Annotated in this window: 23 protein-coding genes; 20 read left to right on the top strand and 3 right to left on the bottom strand. The window is 62.4% G+C overall.

Features of this window, described 5'->3' with window-relative positions; translation table 11 throughout:
* From rpmC to ACFC3J_RS05345, 17 genes are all read left to right on the top strand, one after another.
* Positions 1 to 201: 50S ribosomal protein L29 (rpmC, locus tag ACFC3J_RS05425; RefSeq protein WP_375195180.1), on the top strand; the 201-nt coding region annotated here is incomplete at its 5' end.
* Between the two features lie 14 nt (positions 202 to 215).
* Positions 216 to 479, top strand: a complete 264-nt coding sequence (rpsQ, locus tag ACFC3J_RS05420; protein WP_006960320.1) for a 30S ribosomal protein S17 — start codon at positions 216 to 218, stop codon at positions 477 to 479.
* A gap of 199 nt (positions 480 to 678) precedes the next feature.
* Entirely contained in the window at positions 679 to 1,047 is a 369-nt protein-coding gene (rplN, locus tag ACFC3J_RS05415; RefSeq protein ID WP_007686569.1) for a 50S ribosomal protein L14, read from the top strand.
* The gene (gene rplX / locus ACFC3J_RS05410; protein ID WP_242125630.1) at positions 1,047 to 1,358 is read left to right on the top strand and encodes a 50S ribosomal protein L24; all 312 of its coding nucleotides are present in this window, start codon (positions 1,047 to 1,049) and stop codon (positions 1,356 to 1,358) included. Before rplN ends, rplX begins: the two co-directional genes overlap by 1 nt.
* Positions 1,358 to 1,933, top strand: a complete 576-nt coding sequence (rplE, locus tag ACFC3J_RS05405; protein ID WP_375195179.1) for a 50S ribosomal protein L5 — start codon at positions 1,358 to 1,360, stop codon at positions 1,931 to 1,933. The genes rplX and rplE overlap by 1 nt, the downstream gene beginning before the upstream one ends.
* 51 nt (positions 1,934 to 1,984) lie before the next feature.
* Positions 1,985 to 2,290: a 30S ribosomal protein S14 gene (gene rpsN / locus ACFC3J_RS05400; protein WP_007707881.1), complete on the top strand. Its 306-nt coding sequence runs from the start codon at positions 1,985 to 1,987 to the stop codon at positions 2,288 to 2,290.
* Between the two features lie 12 nt (positions 2,291 to 2,302).
* Positions 2,303 to 2,698, top strand: a complete 396-nt coding sequence (gene rpsH / locus ACFC3J_RS05395; RefSeq protein ID WP_022682106.1) for a 30S ribosomal protein S8 — start codon at positions 2,303 to 2,305, stop codon at positions 2,696 to 2,698.
* Positions 2,698 to 3,231: a 50S ribosomal protein L6 gene (gene rplF / locus ACFC3J_RS05390; RefSeq protein WP_375195178.1), complete on the top strand. Its 534-nt coding sequence runs from the start codon at positions 2,698 to 2,700 to the stop codon at positions 3,229 to 3,231. Before rpsH ends, rplF begins: the two co-directional genes overlap by 1 nt.
* Before the next feature lies 1 nt (position 3,232).
* Complete coding sequence (gene rplR, locus ACFC3J_RS05385; protein ID WP_375195177.1) at positions 3,233 to 3,598, top strand: 50S ribosomal protein L18; 366 nt, start codon at positions 3,233 to 3,235, stop codon at positions 3,596 to 3,598.
* 2 nt (positions 3,599 to 3,600) lie between these two features.
* Positions 3,601 to 4,311, top strand: coding sequence for a 30S ribosomal protein S5 (gene rpsE, locus ACFC3J_RS05380; RefSeq protein ID WP_375195176.1), 711 nt, complete (start codon positions 3,601 to 3,603; stop codon positions 4,309 to 4,311).
* Positions 4,312 to 4,317: 6 nt separating this feature from the next.
* Complete coding sequence (gene rpmD / locus ACFC3J_RS05375) at positions 4,318 to 4,497, top strand: 50S ribosomal protein L30 (protein ID WP_150291172.1); 180 nt, start codon at positions 4,318 to 4,320, stop codon at positions 4,495 to 4,497.
* 148 nt (positions 4,498 to 4,645) lie between these two features.
* Positions 4,646 to 5,182 (top strand): 50S ribosomal protein L15, encoded by a 537-nt coding sequence (rplO, locus tag ACFC3J_RS05370; protein ID WP_375195175.1) that lies wholly within the window; start codon positions 4,646 to 4,648, stop codon positions 5,180 to 5,182.
* A gap of 249 nt (positions 5,183 to 5,431) precedes the next feature.
* A complete protein-coding gene (gene secY / locus ACFC3J_RS05365; protein WP_375195174.1) occupies positions 5,432 to 6,796 on the top strand; it encodes a preprotein translocase subunit SecY in 1,365 nt (454 codons plus the stop codon).
* A 48-nt stretch (positions 6,797 to 6,844) separates the two neighbouring features.
* Positions 6,845 to 7,501: an adenylate kinase gene (locus ACFC3J_RS05360; protein WP_375195173.1), complete on the top strand. Its 657-nt coding sequence runs from the start codon at positions 6,845 to 6,847 to the stop codon at positions 7,499 to 7,501.
* Positions 7,502 to 7,536: 35 nt separating this feature from the next.
* Complete coding sequence (locus ACFC3J_RS05355; protein ID WP_375195172.1) at positions 7,537 to 8,094, top strand: SRPBCC family protein; 558 nt, start codon at positions 7,537 to 7,539, stop codon at positions 8,092 to 8,094.
* On the top strand, positions 8,091 to 8,693 hold the full coding sequence (locus ACFC3J_RS05350) for a hypothetical protein (protein WP_375195171.1): 603 nt from the start codon (positions 8,091 to 8,093) through the stop codon (positions 8,691 to 8,693). Before ACFC3J_RS05355 ends, ACFC3J_RS05350 begins: the two co-directional genes overlap by 4 nt.
* A 190-nt stretch (positions 8,694 to 8,883) precedes the next feature.
* Positions 8,884 to 9,924, top strand: a complete 1,041-nt coding sequence (locus ACFC3J_RS05345; protein ID WP_375195170.1) for an acyltransferase family protein — start codon at positions 8,884 to 8,886, stop codon at positions 9,922 to 9,924.
* A gap of 56 nt (positions 9,925 to 9,980) precedes the next feature.
* Here the strand turns inward: ACFC3J_RS05345 and ACFC3J_RS05340 are convergent, their stop codons facing one another.
* Positions 9,981 to 10,751, bottom strand: coding sequence for a CsgG/HfaB family protein (locus ACFC3J_RS05340; protein WP_375195169.1), 771 nt, complete (start codon positions 10,749 to 10,751; stop codon positions 9,981 to 9,983).
* Positions 10,752 to 11,000: 249 nt separating this feature from the next.
* Between ACFC3J_RS05340 and lepA the strand changes: the two genes are divergently transcribed.
* The 3 genes from lepA (at position 11,001) to ACFC3J_RS05325 (ending at position 14,292) form a co-directional block, all read left to right on the top strand.
* A complete protein-coding gene (gene lepA / locus ACFC3J_RS05335) occupies positions 11,001 to 12,806 on the top strand; it encodes a translation elongation factor 4 (protein ID WP_375195168.1) in 1,806 nt (601 codons plus the stop codon).
* A gap of 242 nt (positions 12,807 to 13,048) precedes the next feature.
* A complete protein-coding gene (locus ACFC3J_RS05330) occupies positions 13,049 to 13,435 on the top strand; it encodes a PH domain-containing protein (RefSeq protein WP_375195167.1) in 387 nt (128 codons plus the stop codon).
* A 173-nt stretch (positions 13,436 to 13,608) separates the two neighbouring features.
* On the top strand, positions 13,609 to 14,292 hold the full coding sequence (locus ACFC3J_RS05325) for a hypothetical protein (protein ID WP_375195184.1): 684 nt from the start codon (positions 13,609 to 13,611) through the stop codon (positions 14,290 to 14,292).
* 378 nt (positions 14,293 to 14,670) lie between these two features.
* Here the strand turns inward: ACFC3J_RS05325 and ACFC3J_RS05320 are convergent, their stop codons facing one another.
* Positions 14,671 to 14,967: an I78 family peptidase inhibitor gene (locus ACFC3J_RS05320; protein WP_375195166.1), complete on the bottom strand. Its 297-nt coding sequence runs from the start codon at positions 14,965 to 14,967 to the stop codon at positions 14,671 to 14,673.
* A 12-nt stretch (positions 14,968 to 14,979) separates the two neighbouring features.
* Entirely contained in the window at positions 14,980 to 16,146 is a 1,167-nt protein-coding gene (gene rnd, locus ACFC3J_RS05315; protein WP_375195165.1) for a ribonuclease D, read from the bottom strand.
* Between the last annotated feature and the right edge of the window lie 101 nt (positions 16,147 to 16,247).

Here is a 16,247-nt window from a genome sequence, read left to right as displayed (position 1 = left end):
GCCAACGTTGCAGACCTCAAGACCAAGTCGGACGACGAGCTGTCGACCGAACTGAACAACCTGAAGCGCGAGCAGTTCAACCTGCGTTTCCAGGCGGCCACCAACCAGCTGGAAAAGCCCAGCCGCGTGCGTGAAGTCCGCCGGTCGATCGCGCAGATCAAGACCCTTCAGTCCGAGCGTGCGCGCTCGGCTGCGAAGTAAGAAGGAAACACACGATGCCCAAGCGCGTGCTGACGGGAACGGTGGTTTCCGACAAGACCGACAAGACGGTGGTGGTTCGCGTGGAGCGCAAGGTAAAGCATGCGCTCTACGGCAAGATCATCCGCCGTTCGAAGAAGTACCATGCCCATGACGAGGGCAATGTCTACAAGGAAGGCGAAACGGTCCGAATCGAGGAGACCGCTCCGATTTCCAAGCTCAAGACCTGGAAGGTCATCGAGCGCGTGGACACCCACAAGTCGCCGGAAACGGCGGCCTGAGGGAGGCTCGCTGAGCCTTTGAATTAAAATCGCGGCGCGGGGCTGGCCTTTTCCTCAAGGAAAGGGTACAGGCCCGCGCTTCGCGTAGAGTCAAATGGTTCGTCAAGGACGAGTCAGGTGGTTCGCCAAAGGCTCTAGGCACGAAATTCGGAACCGCCGGGAATTGTCCCGGTAGGCCAAATAAGAAGGAACCGGATCCATGATCCAGATGCAATCCAATCTTGACGTCGCTGACAACAGCGGCGCCAAGCGCGTCCAGTGCATCAAGGTGCTGGGCGGCTCGAAGCGTCGCTTCGCGAGCGTGGGCGACATCATCGTCGTCTCGATCAAGGAAGCTGCGCCTCGTGGCAAGGTGAAGAAGGGTGACGTGCATCGCGCCGTCATCGTGCGCACCGCCAAGGACGTGCGTCGCGCTGACGGCAGCGTGATTCGCTTCGACGGCAATGCCGCTGTGCTCATCAACAAGAACGAGGAGCCGATCGGCACCCGTATCTTTGGCCCGGTCGTTCGCGAACTGCGCGCCAAGAAGCACATGAAGATCATCTCGCTCGCCCCCGAGGTGCTGTAATGAGCGCTGCCAAGATCAAGAAGGGCGACAAGGTCGTCATCCTGGCCGGCAAGGACAAGGGCCGCACCGGCGCCGTCCTGCAGGTGCTGCCGAAGGCCGACAAGGTCCTCGTCGAGGGCATCAACGTGCATGCCCGTCACCGCAAGCCCGACCAGGCGAACCCGCAGGGTGGCATCGAGCGCAAGCCCGCGCCGCTCCACATTTCGAACGTCGCTGTCGCCGACAAGGATGGCAAGCCGACCCGCGTCCGTTTCGAGGATCGCGACGGCAAGAAGGTCCGCGTCGCCGTCAAGTCCGGTGAGGTGCTGTAATGAGCGACAAGTACATTCCGCGCTCCAAGTCGCTGTATGACGCCGAAATCGCCAAGGCGATGACCGAGAAGTTCGGTTACAAGAACGTCATGGAAGTGCCCAAGATCGAGAAGATCACGCTCAACATGGGCGTGGGCGAAGCGACCCAGGACAAGAAGAAGGTCACGCAGGCGGCCGAGGAAATGGAGCTGATCGCCGGTCAGAAGCCGGTCATCACCAAGGCCCGCAAGTCGATCGCGCAGTTCAAGCTGCGTGAAGGCATGCCGATCGGCGCCAAGGTCACGCTGCGCCGCGAGCGCATGTATGAGTTTCTTGATCGTCTGATCAACATCGCTCTGCCCCGCGTGCGCGATTTCCGTGGTCTCAATCCGAAGAGCTTCGACGGCCGCGGCAACTATGCCTTCGGGATCAAGGAGCAGCTGATCTTCCCCGAGATCAACTATGACCGCATCGACAAGGTGCGTGGCATGGACATCATCGTGACCACCACGGCGAAGACGGACGAGGAAGCGCGCGAACTGCTGCGTCTCTTCGGCTTCCCCTTCCCGCTTGAAGAGCAGAAGCAGGCGGCCTGAAGAGGCCCCGCTTCTCTCCCAATGCATAGACAAAGGAAGAGAACTTAAGTCATGGCGAAACTGAGTTCGATCAACAAGAACGAGCGCCGCAAGAAGCTGGTGAAGAAATATGCCGGCCGCTATGCGAAGCTCAAGGCGATCGCGAATGATACCGCGGCCGACGACAGCGATCGTCTGATCGCGCGTCTGAAGATGGCGGAGATCCCCCGCAACGGCAATCCGACCCGCGTTCGGAACCGCTGCGAGCTGACGGGACGTCCCCGCGCTTATTACCGCAAATTCCGTCTCTGCCGCGTGCAGCTGCGTGATCTGGCCAACAAGGGCCTGATCCCCGGCGTCACCAAGTCGAGCTGGTAAGGATCATTTGAGATGGCATTGACCGATCCCCTGGGTGATATGCTCACCCGCATCCGCAACGGGCAGCAGGCGAAGAAGGACAGCGTTGTGTCCCCCGCTTCGAAGCTCCGCGCCCGCGTGCTCGACGTGCTGCAGCGCGAAGGCTATATCCGTGGCTATTCCGAGGAAGCCCTCGGCAAGCACCCCGGCCTGCGCATCGAGCTGAAATATTTCGAAGGCCAGCCGGCGATCAAGCATGTCGCCCGCGTGTCCAAGCCGGGCCGCCGCGTCTATTCGGGTTCCAAGGAACTGCCGGTGATCCGCAACGGTCTGGGCATCACCATTGTCTCGACGCCCCGCGGCGTTCTGTCCGACGCCGAAGCGCGTGAGCAGAATGTCGGCGGCGAAGTGCTGGCGGAGGTGTTCTGATGAGCCGTACTGGTAAAAAGCCGATCGCCGTGCCTGCGGGCGTGACGGCGTCGATTGAAGGCGGTCAGCTGTCGGTCAAGGGTCCCAAGGGAACCCTGGCGCTGCGGCTGCGCGATGAGATCAGCTACACGATCGAGGACGGCAGCATTCTGGTGAAGCCGGCCAACGACACCAAGGCGGCTCGCGCCTTCTGGGGCATGCAGCGCACGCTGATCCAGAACCTGGTTACCGGCGTGACCGAGGGTTACACCAAGAAGCTGCTGATTACCGGCGTGGGCTATCGCGCGGATGCCAAGGGCAAGGTTCTGAACCTGAAGCTCGGCTATTCGCATGACGTCGATTTCCCGGTGCCTGAAGGCATCGAGATCAAGACCCCGGATAACACCACGGTCGAAATCAGCGGTATCGACAAGCAGAAGGTGGGTCAGGTTGCCGCCGAGATCCGCCGCTGGCGCAAGCCCGAACCCTATAAGGGCAAGGGCATCAAATACGCCGGCGAGTTCATCTTCCGCAAGGAAGGGAAGAAGAAGTAAGATGGCAAAGCTTTCCCTCTTCGCGCGGCGTCGTCGCCGCGTCCGCACCGCGCTCAAGGCTGTTTCGGGCCACAAGCCCCGTCTTAGCGTCCACCGTTCGGGCCGTCACATCTACGCCCAGGTCATCGACGATGCGCAGGGCAAGACCCTGGCCTCGGCATCGACGCTGGACAAGGATGTGGGTTCCAAGGCTCTCGGCAAGACCGGCGCCTCTTCCGAAGCCGCTGCCGATGTCGGCAAGCGCGTCGCCGCTGCGGCGACCGCGGCTGGCGTCACCAGGGTCGTGTTCGACCGTGGTGGCTTCCTGTTCCATGGCCGCGTCAAGGCGCTGGCCGATGCGGCCCGTGAAGCCGGGCTGGAGTTCTGATCATGGCTGAAGAAAACGAAATCCAGGCACAGGCTGGTGCCCCCGCCGCCGTCGAAGGTGGCGAGCAGACCGAAGGTCGTGGTCGTGGCCGTGGCCGTGGCGGCGACCGCAACCGCGGTGAGCGTGGCGGCCGCGGCCGTCGCGACGACCGTCGCGGCAACCGCGACGAGGAGCAGGGCGAGGAACTGATCGAGAAGCTGGTTCACATCAACCGCGTCTCGAAGACCGTCAAGGGTGGCAAGCGCTTCGGTTTCGCCGCTCTGGTCGTCGTGGGCGACGGCAAGGGTCGTGCGGGCTTCGGCCATGGCAAGGCGCGCGAAGTGCCTGAAGCCATCAGCAAGGCGACCGCTTCGGCCAAGAAGGCTATGGTTCGCGTTCCGCTGAAGGAAGGCCGCACCCTGCACCATGATGGCCTGGGCCATTTCGGCGCGGGTAAGGTGACGGTCCGTTCGGCTCCCGCCGGTACGGGCATCATCGCGGGCGGTCCGATGCGCGCCGTGTTCGAAAGCCTCGGCGTCGCTGACGTCGTGACCAAGTCGAACGGCACGTCGAACCCCTATAACATGATCCGTGCGACCTTCGCGGCGCTGGGCGAACAGACCAGTCCGAAGTCGGTGGCGCAGCGTCGCGGCAAGAAGGTCGCTGACCTTCTGCGTCGCGGCGGCGCCTCGGCCGAAGTCGCTCAGGCCGACGCCGAAGCGATTGTGGAGTAAGACGACATGGCGAAGATCAAGATCAAGCAGATCGGTTCGCCGATCCGTCGCCCCGAAGCCCAGAAGAAGATTCTGATCGGCCTGGGCCTTGGCAAGATGCACCGCGTGGTGGAGCTGGAAGATACCGCGGAAGTCCGCGGTGCCATCGCCAAGCTGCCCCACATGGTGGCCGTGGTTGAAGGCTGAGCCTTCCGACCACAGAGGAATGAAGCGGGAGAGGGGGCAACCCCTCTTTCGTTTTTTGGGAAAGGGCGCTAATGGCGCGCCCTCTTTAGTTGTCCCGTCAGAGAAATCATGAGTGGGGCTGCGCGAACATAGCGAAAGCGAGTGCACGATGACCAAGCTTAACGAACTCAATGACAATCCCGGTGCCCGCAAGGGCCGGATGCGCGTCGGCCGTGGTATCGGCTCGGGCAAGGGCAAGACTGCCGGCCGCGGCCAGAAGGGTGCGAAGGCACGCTCGGGCGTCAGCATCAACGGCTTCGAGGGTGGCCAGATGCCGCTCCACATGCGTCTGCCGAAGCGCGGCTTCAACAACATCTTCGCCAAGGATTACGCGATCGTGAATCTGGGCGCGGTGCAGAAGGCGATCGACGCCGGCAAGCTGGACGCCAACGCCACCATCGACCACGCGGCGCTGAAGGCGGCTGCTCTGGCGCGTGGCGGCAAGGATGGCGTGCGTCTGCTGGCCAAGGGCGATCTGACCGCGAAGGTCAGCTTCCTGGTCGCCGGCGCCTCGAAGGGTGCCGTCGAAGCTGTCGAGAAGGCAGGCGGCAAGGTCGACGTGATCGAGGTCGTTCCGGCGGCGGAGAAAGCCAAGGCGAAGAAGGGCACCGCCCTCGCCGCGAAAAAGGCCGCAGCCAAGGCCTGATCCGGCGGCAGCTTGGGTTTGGAGCGTTTTCGCAAGGCGCCGGGGAAACCCCGCTTGAAAATGCTCTAAGGCTTGCAAGCATGGCCCCGCTGCCCGATATGGGTGTGCGGGGCCATGTGTTTTGGGGCGGTTTTTTGTCGCGTCGGCGGCGATTCCCGGTTCGACAGCGCCCCATCACCCCGCTAAGGGGTTAGCGATTCCGCTCCGGGCTTTCCAAATCCCGGCAAGATGTTTTGAAGGGCAGCCAAGATGGCATCGAGAGCCGACCAGCTCGCATCCAATCTCAGCCTGGCGAAGTTCAGCCAGGCCACCGACCTCAAGAAGCGCCTGTGGTTTACGCTGGGCGCGCTGATCGTCTTCCGCTTCCTGAGCTTCGTGCCGCTGCCGGGCGTCGATCCGACCGCCCTGTCGCAGCTCTACAAGCAGACGAACGGCGGCATCCTCGACATCTTCAACACCTTTTCGGGTGGTTCGCTCTCGCGCATGAGCCTTATTGCGCTCGGCGTGATGCCTTATATCACCGCCTCGATCGTGGTGCAGCTCGCCGCCTCTCTTTCGCCCCAGCTCGCGGCGATCAAGAAAGAGGGCGAAAGCGGCCGCAAGAAGCTGAACCAGTATACCCGCTACGGCACGGTCGGCCTGACCGCCGTGCAGGGCTATTTCATCGCCGTGGGTCTCGAGAGCTTCGGTGCCCAGTCGGGCGTGCAGGCGGTCGTCGATCCGGGCTATCTGTTCCGCGTCGCGGCGGTGATCTCGCTGATCGGCGGCACCATGTTCCTGATGTGGCTGGGTGAGCAGATCACTTCGCGCGGTATCGGCAATGGCGTGTCGCTCATCATCATGGCGGGCATCGTCGCGCAGCTGCCGGTGACGCTCAGCAATCTTTTCAAGTCGAGCAGCACCGGTGCTATTTCGGGCCTGATAATCTTTCTGGTGATCGTGCTGGGCTTTGGCCTGATTGCCTTCATCTGCTTCATGGAGCGGGCGCAGCGCCGCGTGTTGATCCAGTATCCCAAGCGGCAAACGCGACAGGGTTTGATGCAGGCGGATCGCAGCCACCTGCCGCTCAAGGTGAACACCGCTGGCGTGATCCCACCGATCTTCGCTTCCTCGCTGCTGCTGATGCCGCTGACCATCTCGCAGTTCGCGGGACAGACCGTCGCGGGCGAGAGCAAGCTTGGCGATTTCGTGCTGACGCTGAACCAGTATCTGTCGCACGGCAGCCCGGTCTATATGGCGCTCTACGGCCTTGGCATCGTTTTCTTCTGCTTCTTCTACACCGCGGTTGTGTTCAATCCGGAGGAGACGGCGGACAATCTCAAGCGCAATGGCGGGTTCATTCCGGGCATTCGTCCGGGCAAGAACACGGAAAATTATCTCGACTATGTGCTGACCCGTATCACCGTGATCGGCGCAGCCTATCTGGCGTTCATCTGTCTGGTGCCGGAGTTCGTCATCGCACGGGCAGGAATTCCCTTCTACCTTGGTGGGACTAGCCTGTTGATCGTGGTCAATGTTACGGTCGACACCGTGACCCAGATCCAGAGCCATCTGCTGGCCCATCAATATGGGGATCTCATCAAGAAGGCGAAGCTGAAGGGGCGTCTGCGCTAAATCGGCGCAGGGCGTGAGAAGCGCGAAGAACAGGGGAGAATGCGCGACATGAATATCATTTTGCTCGGCCCTCCGGGCGCCGGCAAGGGAACCCAGGCGACCCGTCTGGTGGACAGCCGGGGCATGGTGCAGCTGTCGACGGGCGACATGCTCCGCGCGGCGGTGAAGGCCGGGACGCCGATCGGCCTCAAGGCCAAGGCCGTGATGGAAGCCGGTGAGTTGGTGTCGGACGAGATCGTTTCCGGCATCATCGGTGAGGCGCTGGACGCGCTGGCGCCGGAAACCGGCGTCATTTTCGACGGCTATCCGCGGACCGAGGCGCAGGCCCATTCGCTGGACAGCATCCTGTCGGATCGCAATCGGACGCTGGACCATGTGATCGAGCTGGAAGTGAATGAGGATGCGCTGGTCGAGCGCATCACCGGTCGCTTCACCTGCGCGACCTGCGGCGAAGGCTATCATGACAGCTTCAAGCAGCCCAAGGTCGAGGGGGCCTGCGACAAATGCGGTGGTCATGAGTTCAAGCGCAGGCCGGACGATAATGAGGAAACCGTGCGTACCCGCATGGCCGAATATCGCGCCAAGACCGCGCCCATTCTGCCGATCTACGAGGCGCGCGGCATTGTTGCGCGGGTCGACGGCATGGCCGACATGGACGATGTGACGGCTGCGGTCGCCGCCATCTTGGATGGCAAGGGCGCCTGAGCTACGCTGGCCTGCCGTCAAGGGAGGGCAGGCAGATGCGCAAGATCATGGCTTTGGGATGGGCTGGTGCGGCAATGGTCGCGCCGGCCCATTGCGCTGTTACGGACAGCAGCGATATCGGCTTTGCGGTGGAGAACAGCGTCGACGTCGCGGCGGATGCGGGCACGGTTTATCGGCTGCTGGGTCAGCCCCGGCGCTGGTGGAACGGCGAGCACAGCTATAGCGGCGACGCCGCCAATCTCAGCCTGAAGCCGGTGGCGGGCGGCTGCTTTTGCGAAACCGTGCCGGGCAGGAGCGGGCGGGCGGGAAGTATCGAACATGCCCGCGTCATCCATGCGGCGCCGGACAGGCAGTTGCGGCTTTCCGGTGCCCTGGGACCGTTGCAGGCCGAAGCCGTGACGGGGACGCTGACCTTCGACATCGCGCCGGTCGAAAAGGGTGCGCGAGTCGTGATGAGTTATGTCGTGGGCGGTTATATCCGCATGGGCGGGGCGAAGATCGCGCCGGTGGTGGACAAGGTCCTGGCGGAGCAACTTGCCGGGCTGAAGCGGGCGGCGGAAACGGAAAGCGCTCTGAGCGCGCGAATCCGATGAGCGCGATATTTGCCCTCGCCAAGCGGCCGGGCGGCAGACGACCATTAGCAGACCTTAAACGCATCACCAGTAGCAAGCGGTGTATGCGTTTCCTACTGGTCTATTCTGTGAGTTTGGTGCTTCTAGCCAGTTGCGGCCCTAAGCCCCCCGAAGTGGTGCAGGTTGGCGATGCGTTTTATCGTTTTCCTCGCGATCCATTTTACAGAAGCATTACCGACGTAGGCGCGTCCGAACCCACATTTGTCGCCTATGTCACCCCGGAAAAGGATCGGCGTCAGAGCATCAGCCTTCAATACGACAGCAGAGAAAACCGCGAAGAAAGGGTTGATGCCGAAAGGCAAGGACTTCCCTATATTTTTCGGGGCGATTTTCGATTGGCGAAAGATAAAACCATTGAGACGCGACCATGGGGAACATCAATATGCTTAATGAAAGGCGTGAAGTTGGGCTTGCTTGGTCAGTGCGCCACCAGCATGACCTATCGCGGTGCCCACTGGGTTATCTATTTCCAGCGTGAAATGCTGGACGGTCCTGTAGACATCGTAAAACGAAGCCAATCGCTCCTGAAAACCTACGCTCTCGATCCCGGATCGCGATAAAAGCCGCCATTCCGCTCACCACCATGCCAGTCCTTCAGCGGAATCGGTCAACCCATCCGACGGGAGGGGCTGCAAGTGATGGGGTGTCTGCCGACATGAGATTTCGGGCAGGGAACGAATTGGCATGCGATTGTCATGCTTAACCACGATATTAACTGATTGATTGCTGCTTTGTTGCTATGGCGTGGCGATGGCAGGGTCGCGCCTCTCCTCTGGCCGCTTGACGGAACTCGACGCGTTGCGCGGTCTGGGTGCGCTGTGCGTGTTGGTTTTTCACTATTCGACCCGCTTTCATGAGCTGTTTCCGCAGGCCGCCCATGTGCCCTTCAGCTTTCTCGGCGGCAATTACCGGGTGCTGCTGTTCTTCACCATTTCCGGCTTTGCGATCTTCTTCACGCTGGACCGTATCGCGACGGTGGGGGATTTTATCGTCAACCGCCTGGCCCGGCTCTATCCGGCCTATCTGGTGGCGATGTTGCTGACGCTGTCGATCGAATATCTGGCGCGGGTCAGTCAATTGCTGATCGGGCCGGGCGCGATTCTGGCCAACGTCACCATGTTGCAGGGCTTTGCCTTCCTGCCCGAGGTCGACGGCGCCTATTGGACGCTGACGGTCGAGATCGCCTTTTATTTCTGCATGGTGGCGATCTGGAAATGGACAGGGCTGAAAAGGCTGGAGCCGGTGCTCGCGGCATGGCTGGCTCTGCGTTGGCTCTATGCGCTCTGGCCGGGCATGCCCGAGCGGATCGTGATGCTGACCGTGTTGCGCTATGTGCCCTTCTTCATCATCGGCATGCTCGCCTATCGGATCTGGTCCGGGCAGCGCAACTGGCGGCAACAGGCGCCCTATGCCGCGCTCGCATTGCTGTCGATCGCAACCGTCGACAGTTGGGACATCACACTGGCGGGCATCATCCTGCTTGCGCTGTTGGGGGCCTTGATCGCCGGGCGGCTGCGCTTTCTGCGGCTTGGGCCGCTCGTCTGGATGGGGGGGATCAGCTACAGCTTCTACCTCATCCACCAGCATGTAGGCTTTGTCGTGATGCTGAAGATGGCGGAGGCGGGCTATGGCCCCTGGGCCGGTTTCGCCGCTGCCTTTCTGACGGCGCTATCGCTCGGCACGCTCATCAACCGGGCGGTCGAGCGTCCGGCCGGGGATGCGATACTGGGCTGGTGGCGGCGGCGCTCATCTGCTCCTGCGCCTGCCGGGGCCGCGCCCAGCCAGACGTAAAAAAAAGGGGAGCGGCCGGTCGATCCGGCCGCGCCCCTTTTTGCATGTCGTGCCGCTTACTGGGCGCGCGGTGCCGCCGCCGCCGCATTGGCGGGCAGGCCGCCGAGCTGCGTCACCAGCTTGGTGTAGGCATCGAGATAGGCGAGCACGATCACCTGACCGATTTCGGTGTTCTGATAGCCGCCGCCGCCGGCCGCCGCGACACCGCCCCACCAGCCCGCGCCACCGCCGGCGCCGAAGCTGAGGTCCGACTTGCGGGCATAGCCCTCGGTCAGCGCTTCTTCCTCGGTCGTGCGGGCGTTGACGATGGAGAGGGTAACGTTCGCCTCGCTCTTCTTGATCGAGATGCCGCCCGCCAGCGCGCCGAAGGTCCGGCCGCCGAGCATGCCGCCGAGCATGCCGCCCAGTGCGTTGCCGCCCGAATTCTTGTTGGAGGAGACGATGTCGGGCTGGAGATAATAATCCGCCGCCTTCACCTGACCCTTGCCGAGGTTCGAACCCGCCTGCAATTCGCCGGAATCGGCCATGGCGCGTTCCATGTTGCGGCTGGCCATGGCGCGGCCGCGATTGACGATGCCGAAGCAGCCGGACTGCTGGATGAACACCTTGAGGATCGCCTCCGGGCTGCCCAGATTCAGCTCGCGCCACCACTGATTGTCCGGCTCGACGATCGCGACGGTGCCGAGGCGGCGGGTGCAATGGGGGATTTCGGCCGTTTTCTTGGCCTGCTGCTGCCGGGCCGACGAACCCTTGTCGGCGGCCATCGCAGGAGAAGCCGCGACAGCCAGACCGGCTGCGGCAGCGACGAATTTCGTGAACACACGCATGATCATGCACCCCTGAAGATTGCTGAAGTCATTTTGATTTTTGGCGCCCCGGTTGTTACCAAAGCTCTAGCACAATGGTGTTACGGTTCAAGTAATGCGAACGGTTATCACCGGGATTTCCATTGATGGGCCAGACCGGAAAAGCGCATGTCGGCGCACCGTGGCGCCCGGACGCGATTTTTCGCGCATTTCCGGCCAGACTCTAACCGTTGCTGACAGGCCCGCAAATGGCTGCTATCGGCGCGGGCCATGACCGATCTCTCGCACATCCGCAATTTCTCGATCATCGCCCATATCGACCATGGCAAGTCGACGCTGGCCGACCGTCTGATCCAGCGCACCGGCGGCCTCACCGACCGCGAGATGTCGGCGCAGGTTCTCGACAATATGGATATCGAGAAGGAGCGCGGCATCACCATCAAGGCGCAGACCGTGCGTCTCGATTATGTCGCGAAAAATGGCGAGACTTACGAACTCAACCTCATGGACACGCCGGGCCATGTCGACTTCGCCTATGAGGTGAGCCGGTCGCTCGCCGCGTGCGAGGGCGCGCTGCTGGTGGTGGACGCGGCGCAGGGCGTCGAGGCGCAGACGCTGGCGAACGTCTATCAGTCGATCGAGCATGATCATGAGATCGTGCCGGTTCTCAACAAGATCGACCTGCCTGCCGCCGAACCGGAAAAGGTGCGCGCGGAAATCGAGGAAGTGATCGGTCTCGACGCATCGGAAGCGGTGCTGGCCAGCGCCAAGTCGGGCATCGGCATCGACGATATCCTTGAAGCCATCGTCGCCAAGATCCCGGCACCCAAGGGCGATCGCAATGCGCCGCTCGAAGCCATGCTGGTCGACAGCTGGTATGACCCCTATCTGGGCGTCGTCATTCTGGTCCGCGTGGTCAATGGCGTGATCCGGAAGGGTCAGAACATCAAGTTCATGATCGGCGAGACGGAACATCTGATCGACCGCGTCGGCTGCTTCCGGCCCAAGATCGAGCAGCTTGCCGAACTCGGCCCCGGCGAGATCGGCTTCATCACCGCGCAGATCAAGGATATCAGCCAGACCCGCGTCGGCGATACCATCACCACGGTCAAGAATCCGGCGAAGGAACCGCTGCCGGGCTTCAAGGAAGTGCAGCCGGTGGTATTTTGCGGCCTGTTCCCGGTCGACGCCAATGATTTCGAGAAGCTGCGCGATTCGATTTCGAAGCTGCGCCTCAACGACGCCAGCTTTTCCTTCGAGATGGAGACGTCGGCGGCGCTGGGCTTCGGCTTCCGCTGCGGCTTCCTGGGGCTGCTCCATCTGGAGATCATCCAGGAGCGGCTGACCCGCGAATATGATCTCGATCTCATCACCACCGCGCCGTCGGTGGTTTACGAGATGCACATGAAGGATGGGGAGGTCAGGCATCTTCACAACCCGGCCGACATGCCCGATCCCAACCATATCGAGATGATCGAGGAGCCGTGGATCGAGGCGGTGATTTACTGCCCCGACGAATATCTCGGCAGCATCCTGAAGCTCTGCCAGGACCGGCGGGGCATCCAGAAGAACCTGACCTATGTCGGCGGGCGCGCGCAGGTGACCTATGAACTGCCGCTCAACGAAGTGGTGTTCGACTTTTACGATCGCCTGAAGTCGATTTCACGCGGCTATGCCAGTTTCGACTATCATCAGATCGGTACGCGCGAGGGCGACCTCGTCAAGATGAGCATCCTCGTCAACAATGAGCCGGTCGATGCGCTGTCGATGATCGTTCACCGCAGCGCGGCCGAATCGCGCGGGCGGCATATGTGCGAGCGGTTGAAGGACCTCATTCCCCGCCATCTGTTCAAGATTCCGATTCAGGCGGCGATCGGCGGCAAGGTGATCGCCCGCGAGACGATTGCGGCGATGCGCAAGGACGTGACCGCCAAATGTTATGGCGGCGACATCACCCGCAAGAAGAAGCTGCTGGAGAAGCAGAAAGAGGGCAAGAAGCGGATGCGCGAATATGGCTCGGTCCAGATTCCGCAGGAAGCCTTTATCGCGGCGCTGCGCATGGGGGATGAGAGCTGAGAGGCCGTTTGGGAACGCGCTCGTCCGCGCATTTCCAAACAGTCCCTAAATCGATTTGACTGCGCTGGCCTTCGGCCCCCGGCAATTGGAAACGCGGTTCGACGAAGCCGTCTTTCCGTTCCCGCCGGTTGTTGATGCAGATCAGACAAATATTTGGCAAACCAGCGGGATAGGCAGGGCGCCGGCTTGACGCTCAGGCCCGATCCATGGTCATGTCCCCTGCACCATTGGCGGGAGGTGGCATGAGCGATACATGGCTGTATGATGAGCATCCGGCGATGTTCCGCGCCCATCCCTTTCTGTTCGTTCTGCTGCTGATTTCGGTCATTGGCATCTTGGCGATCGGCATATGGTGGGTGTTGTGCAAGGGCGAACGATTGGCGCTGAGCGATCGGGAGGTGCTGCTGGAGCGGGGCCTGCTGGCCAAGCAGCGGACGGAGATCGCGCTTTCCAGCATTCGCAGCGTGCGGATCACCCAGACGCTGGGCCAGCGCATTTTGAACGTGGGAAATGTCGAACTGTTCAGCGCGGGCGACATGGCGGAAATCGCGGTCAGATCCATGCCCCGGCCAGACCGGATCCGGGCCATTGCGGCGTCGCGCAATCTTGATCTGTTGCCGCAGCGATAAGGGATGTTGGTGGACTCTCTTGACTTGTCCGTATTTTTTTCAACGATAGTGCAATAGCGAGAGGGGCGCGTTGGAGCGCTCCCGGCCAGCAGGAAGGACGCCGAAGGAACGCCAGCCCGCGAATGGCGCGGGCGGGCTAAGCCAAGGGGTCGTCGTGCATGGGCTTGCGTGTGATGCCGTCGCTGCCAGAACTGACCGCGCAGCAGCGGGACGATGTCCGTCAGGCGTGCGGTTTTGCCTGCGTCCGCTGCGGGGTGACGATCTATCGCTATCTCGGCCTGCCGGAGGGCAATGGCGTGACCCTGCTCTGTCCCACCTGCCATGGGCTGGTGGAGGAAGGGCGGCTGACGCCGATGCAGGTGCAGGGCTTCCACGCCAATCCGGTGGTGCGACAGCGCCATTTCGCCCGCGATCGCCTGCCTTTCTCGCCTGAACTGCCGACTCTGATCATGGGCGGATCGCGGCTGCTCCGCGACACGCCCATCCCGCTGACGCTGGAGGGGGAGCCGATCCTGATCTTCGCGCCGCCGCGTCGCAGCAACGGCGCCACCCGTATCAGCGTGCGCATGGGCGACGCTGATGGAGAGCCGACGCAGATTATCGACGGCAATGAATGGATCCCGGCCGACGGTAGCTGGCACTTTCTGCTGCGAGGGGATCGTTACAGCATGATGGCGACCCGTGGCGACGGGCTGGCGGTGCTTCGGATCGTGGCGCGCAACCGGATCGCCGTGGAGCATCTGCGCACGACGATTCGCGGGCGACGGCTGGAGGTAACGCCGGACTGGCTGGAGATTGACGGAAAACGCTATGTCGGCCGGATCGGCAGCGGCACGCTCATCGGGCTGGAGTGCTGACCGCAGCTTTCTTCCGGGACCCGATCAGGGTGAGGACGAAGGCCGCCTGCAAGAGCGCTTTTGAGGGTTCCGCCTCGCCAGCCGCGGGTTCCGCGATTGGCGCGTCGATCAGCGTCGAGGGGAAATCCCCGTCCGTCATCGAGCCGATCCGGCCCCTGTTGCTGAAGAGCTGCCCCGTCCGGAGAAAAGGCGAAGGCGTAGCGGTGGCGCCGGGAGGGGCCTAATCCTCATGCTCCACCGCTACGCCGCCCTGTAGGGACCACCCTGAGGGCTGGGCCGGGCACGATCGGAAGGATCGCGACGGGTGCCGGGGAGAATACGCCTGAGAGGGGAGGATTATTCCACCCCAATCCTGTCCGCTTTGACGGCGGTCGGGATTCAGCCGCAGCGGGCGTTGGTGATCGCCATTTTCGCGTCATAGCTGACCGTCAGCCGATCAGCGCGAAAGTCCATGGTCATCGCCATGCCGGGCGCGCCCCAGCGCAGCGTGCGGGCGCCGGAGGCCTTGAGCAGTTCCGCGCCCAGATCGGCGCTGGCGGTCTGGCCGATAAAAGAGTCCAGACCTTCATTCCTGCACGGCCCTTCCGCCGTTGCCGGCGGAGCGGCCGGACCTTCGCCATTGGCGCCTGCGCAGGCCGCGAGCAGGGGAAGAAGGCTGAGCATTGCCGTCCGCATCGCTTGAAACTCCTATTCGGTCCGGGTCATTTTCAGACGGCCATTCTTGACCGCGAAGGCCATCCTGCCCTCGACCAGATCAACCGCGTCGCGGCCGAATTGTTCATAGCGCCAGCCTTCAAGGATCGAGAGATCCTCACGCACCCCGGCCGCCAGCGCGTCGATATCGTCGCTGCGGGCGATCAGGCGCGCGGCGACATTGATGTCGCGCGAGCGGATCTTGAGCAGCAGCTTGAGCAGATCGGCGACCAGCGCGCCATCCTTCCCAAGGCCGGGCCGTTTGGGATCCCGCTCGGGCATCTCGTCCTTGCCAAGCGGCTGGTGATTGGCGAGCGCCAGCATCAGCCGGTTGCCGATATCGTTGGTCTTCCAGGTGGCGCTGAGGCCGCGCACCTTGCCCAGATCCTCCTGAGAGCGCGGGGGATGGCTGGCGATGTCCGCCAGCGTCTCATCCTTGACGATGCGGCCGCGGGGCAGGTTCTTGTCCTGAGCCTCGATCTCGCGCCACGCCGCCAGCGCCTTCAGGCGGCCCAGCACATCGGCCTTGCGGCTGGCGATGCGGACGCGCTGCCACGCCTCCTCCGGCCTGTTTTCATAATTGGAGGCATCGCTGATCCGCTCCATCTCCTGATCCAGCCAGTCGCCCCGGCCGGTGCGGCGCAATTCCTCCAGCATCTTGGGGAAAATCTGGATCAGGTAGGTGACGTCGCCGATAGCATAATCGATCTGCCGCTTGTCGAGCGGCCGGCGCGCCCAGTCGGTGAAGCGGGCGCCCTTGTCGAGCTGCACGCCCAGCCACGCATCGACCAGATTGCCGTAGCCGATCTGTTCGCCCAGCCCCAGCGCCATTGCCGCGATCTGCGTGTCGAACAGCGGGTGCGGCGTCTTGCCGGTAAGATTGTAGATGATTTCCAGATCCTGCCCGCCGGCATGAAAGACCTTCAGCACATCCTCATTGTCGACCATCAGGTCGAGCAGGGGAGAAAGGTCGAGGCCAGGGGCTTTGGGATCGATCGCCGCGGCCTCGTTCGGGTCGGCGACCTGGATCAGGCAGAGTTCGGGCCAATAGCTGTTTTCGCGCATGAACTCGGTATCGATCGCGACATAGGGCGATTGGGCGATCCGGGCGCAGAAGGAAGCAAGAGTTTGGCTGTCGGTAATCAGCGGATGGATTTGCATATGGTCTTCGATCTTATTATGGGCTGGCCCGTTGCTCACGGGCTCGTCAAAGCTTGACAGGTTCGCCCATAGCGGGGCTGCAACAATTTGTCATTTCCGTA

The sequence above is a fragment of the Sphingobium sp. genome (genome assembly GCF_041987595.1).
In the GTDB taxonomy this organism is placed as follows: domain Bacteria; phylum Pseudomonadota; class Alphaproteobacteria; order Sphingomonadales; family Sphingomonadaceae; genus Sphingobium.
The sequence above is the reverse complement of the archived record's forward strand: the minus strand, read 5'-3'. Positions and strand labels throughout refer to the sequence as shown.

What these genes read in the sequence shown, in the direction of transcription:
- ACFC3J_RS05345 (WP_375195170.1), top strand. Translation starts at nt 8,884, where the DNA reads ATGGCAGGGTCGCGCCTCTCCTCTGGCCGCTTGACGGAACTCGACGCG.
- ACFC3J_RS05355 (WP_375195172.1), top strand. Translation starts at nt 7,537, where the DNA reads ATGCGCAAGATCATGGCTTTGGGATGGGCTGGTGCGGCAATGGTCGCG.
- rpmD (WP_150291172.1), top strand. Translation starts at nt 4,318, where the DNA reads ATGGCGAAGATCAAGATCAAGCAGATCGGTTCGCCGATCCGTCGCCCC.
- rplX (WP_242125630.1), top strand. Translation starts at nt 1,047, where the DNA reads ATGAGCGCTGCCAAGATCAAGAAGGGCGACAAGGTCGTCATCCTGGCC.
- rnd (WP_375195165.1), bottom strand. Translation starts at nt 16,146, where the DNA reads ATGCAAATCCATCCGCTGATTACCGACAGCCAAACTCTTGCTTCCTTC.
- rplE (WP_375195179.1), top strand. Translation starts at nt 1,358, where the DNA reads ATGAGCGACAAGTACATTCCGCGCTCCAAGTCGCTGTATGACGCCGAA.
- ACFC3J_RS05325 (WP_375195184.1), top strand. Translation starts at nt 13,609, where the DNA reads ATGCCGTCGCTGCCAGAACTGACCGCGCAGCAGCGGGACGATGTCCGT.
- ACFC3J_RS05350 (WP_375195171.1), top strand. Translation starts at nt 8,091, where the DNA reads ATGAGCGCGATATTTGCCCTCGCCAAGCGGCCGGGCGGCAGACGACCA.
- rpsQ (WP_006960320.1), top strand. Translation starts at nt 216, where the DNA reads ATGCCCAAGCGCGTGCTGACGGGAACGGTGGTTTCCGACAAGACCGAC.
- rpsN (WP_007707881.1), top strand. Translation starts at nt 1,985, where the DNA reads ATGGCGAAACTGAGTTCGATCAACAAGAACGAGCGCCGCAAGAAGCTG.
- rpsH (WP_022682106.1), top strand. Translation starts at nt 2,303, where the DNA reads ATGGCATTGACCGATCCCCTGGGTGATATGCTCACCCGCATCCGCAAC.
- ACFC3J_RS05340 (WP_375195169.1), bottom strand. Translation starts at nt 10,751, where the DNA reads ATGCGTGTGTTCACGAAATTCGTCGCTGCCGCAGCCGGTCTGGCTGTC.
- lepA (WP_375195168.1), top strand. Translation starts at nt 11,001, where the DNA reads ATGACCGATCTCTCGCACATCCGCAATTTCTCGATCATCGCCCATATC.
- ACFC3J_RS05360 (WP_375195173.1), top strand. Translation starts at nt 6,845, where the DNA reads ATGAATATCATTTTGCTCGGCCCTCCGGGCGCCGGCAAGGGAACCCAG.
- rplN (WP_007686569.1), top strand. Translation starts at nt 679, where the DNA reads ATGATCCAGATGCAATCCAATCTTGACGTCGCTGACAACAGCGGCGCC.
- ACFC3J_RS05330 (WP_375195167.1), top strand. Translation starts at nt 13,049, where the DNA reads ATGAGCGATACATGGCTGTATGATGAGCATCCGGCGATGTTCCGCGCC.
- rplF (WP_375195178.1), top strand. Translation starts at nt 2,698, where the DNA reads ATGAGCCGTACTGGTAAAAAGCCGATCGCCGTGCCTGCGGGCGTGACG.
- rplO (WP_375195175.1), top strand. Translation starts at nt 4,646, where the DNA reads ATGACCAAGCTTAACGAACTCAATGACAATCCCGGTGCCCGCAAGGGC.
- secY (WP_375195174.1), top strand. Translation starts at nt 5,432, where the DNA reads ATGGCATCGAGAGCCGACCAGCTCGCATCCAATCTCAGCCTGGCGAAG.
- rplR (WP_375195177.1), top strand. Translation starts at nt 3,233, where the DNA reads ATGGCAAAGCTTTCCCTCTTCGCGCGGCGTCGTCGCCGCGTCCGCACC.
- ACFC3J_RS05320 (WP_375195166.1), bottom strand. Translation starts at nt 14,967, where the DNA reads ATGCGGACGGCAATGCTCAGCCTTCTTCCCCTGCTCGCGGCCTGCGCA.
- rpsE (WP_375195176.1), top strand. Translation starts at nt 3,601, where the DNA reads ATGGCTGAAGAAAACGAAATCCAGGCACAGGCTGGTGCCCCCGCCGCC.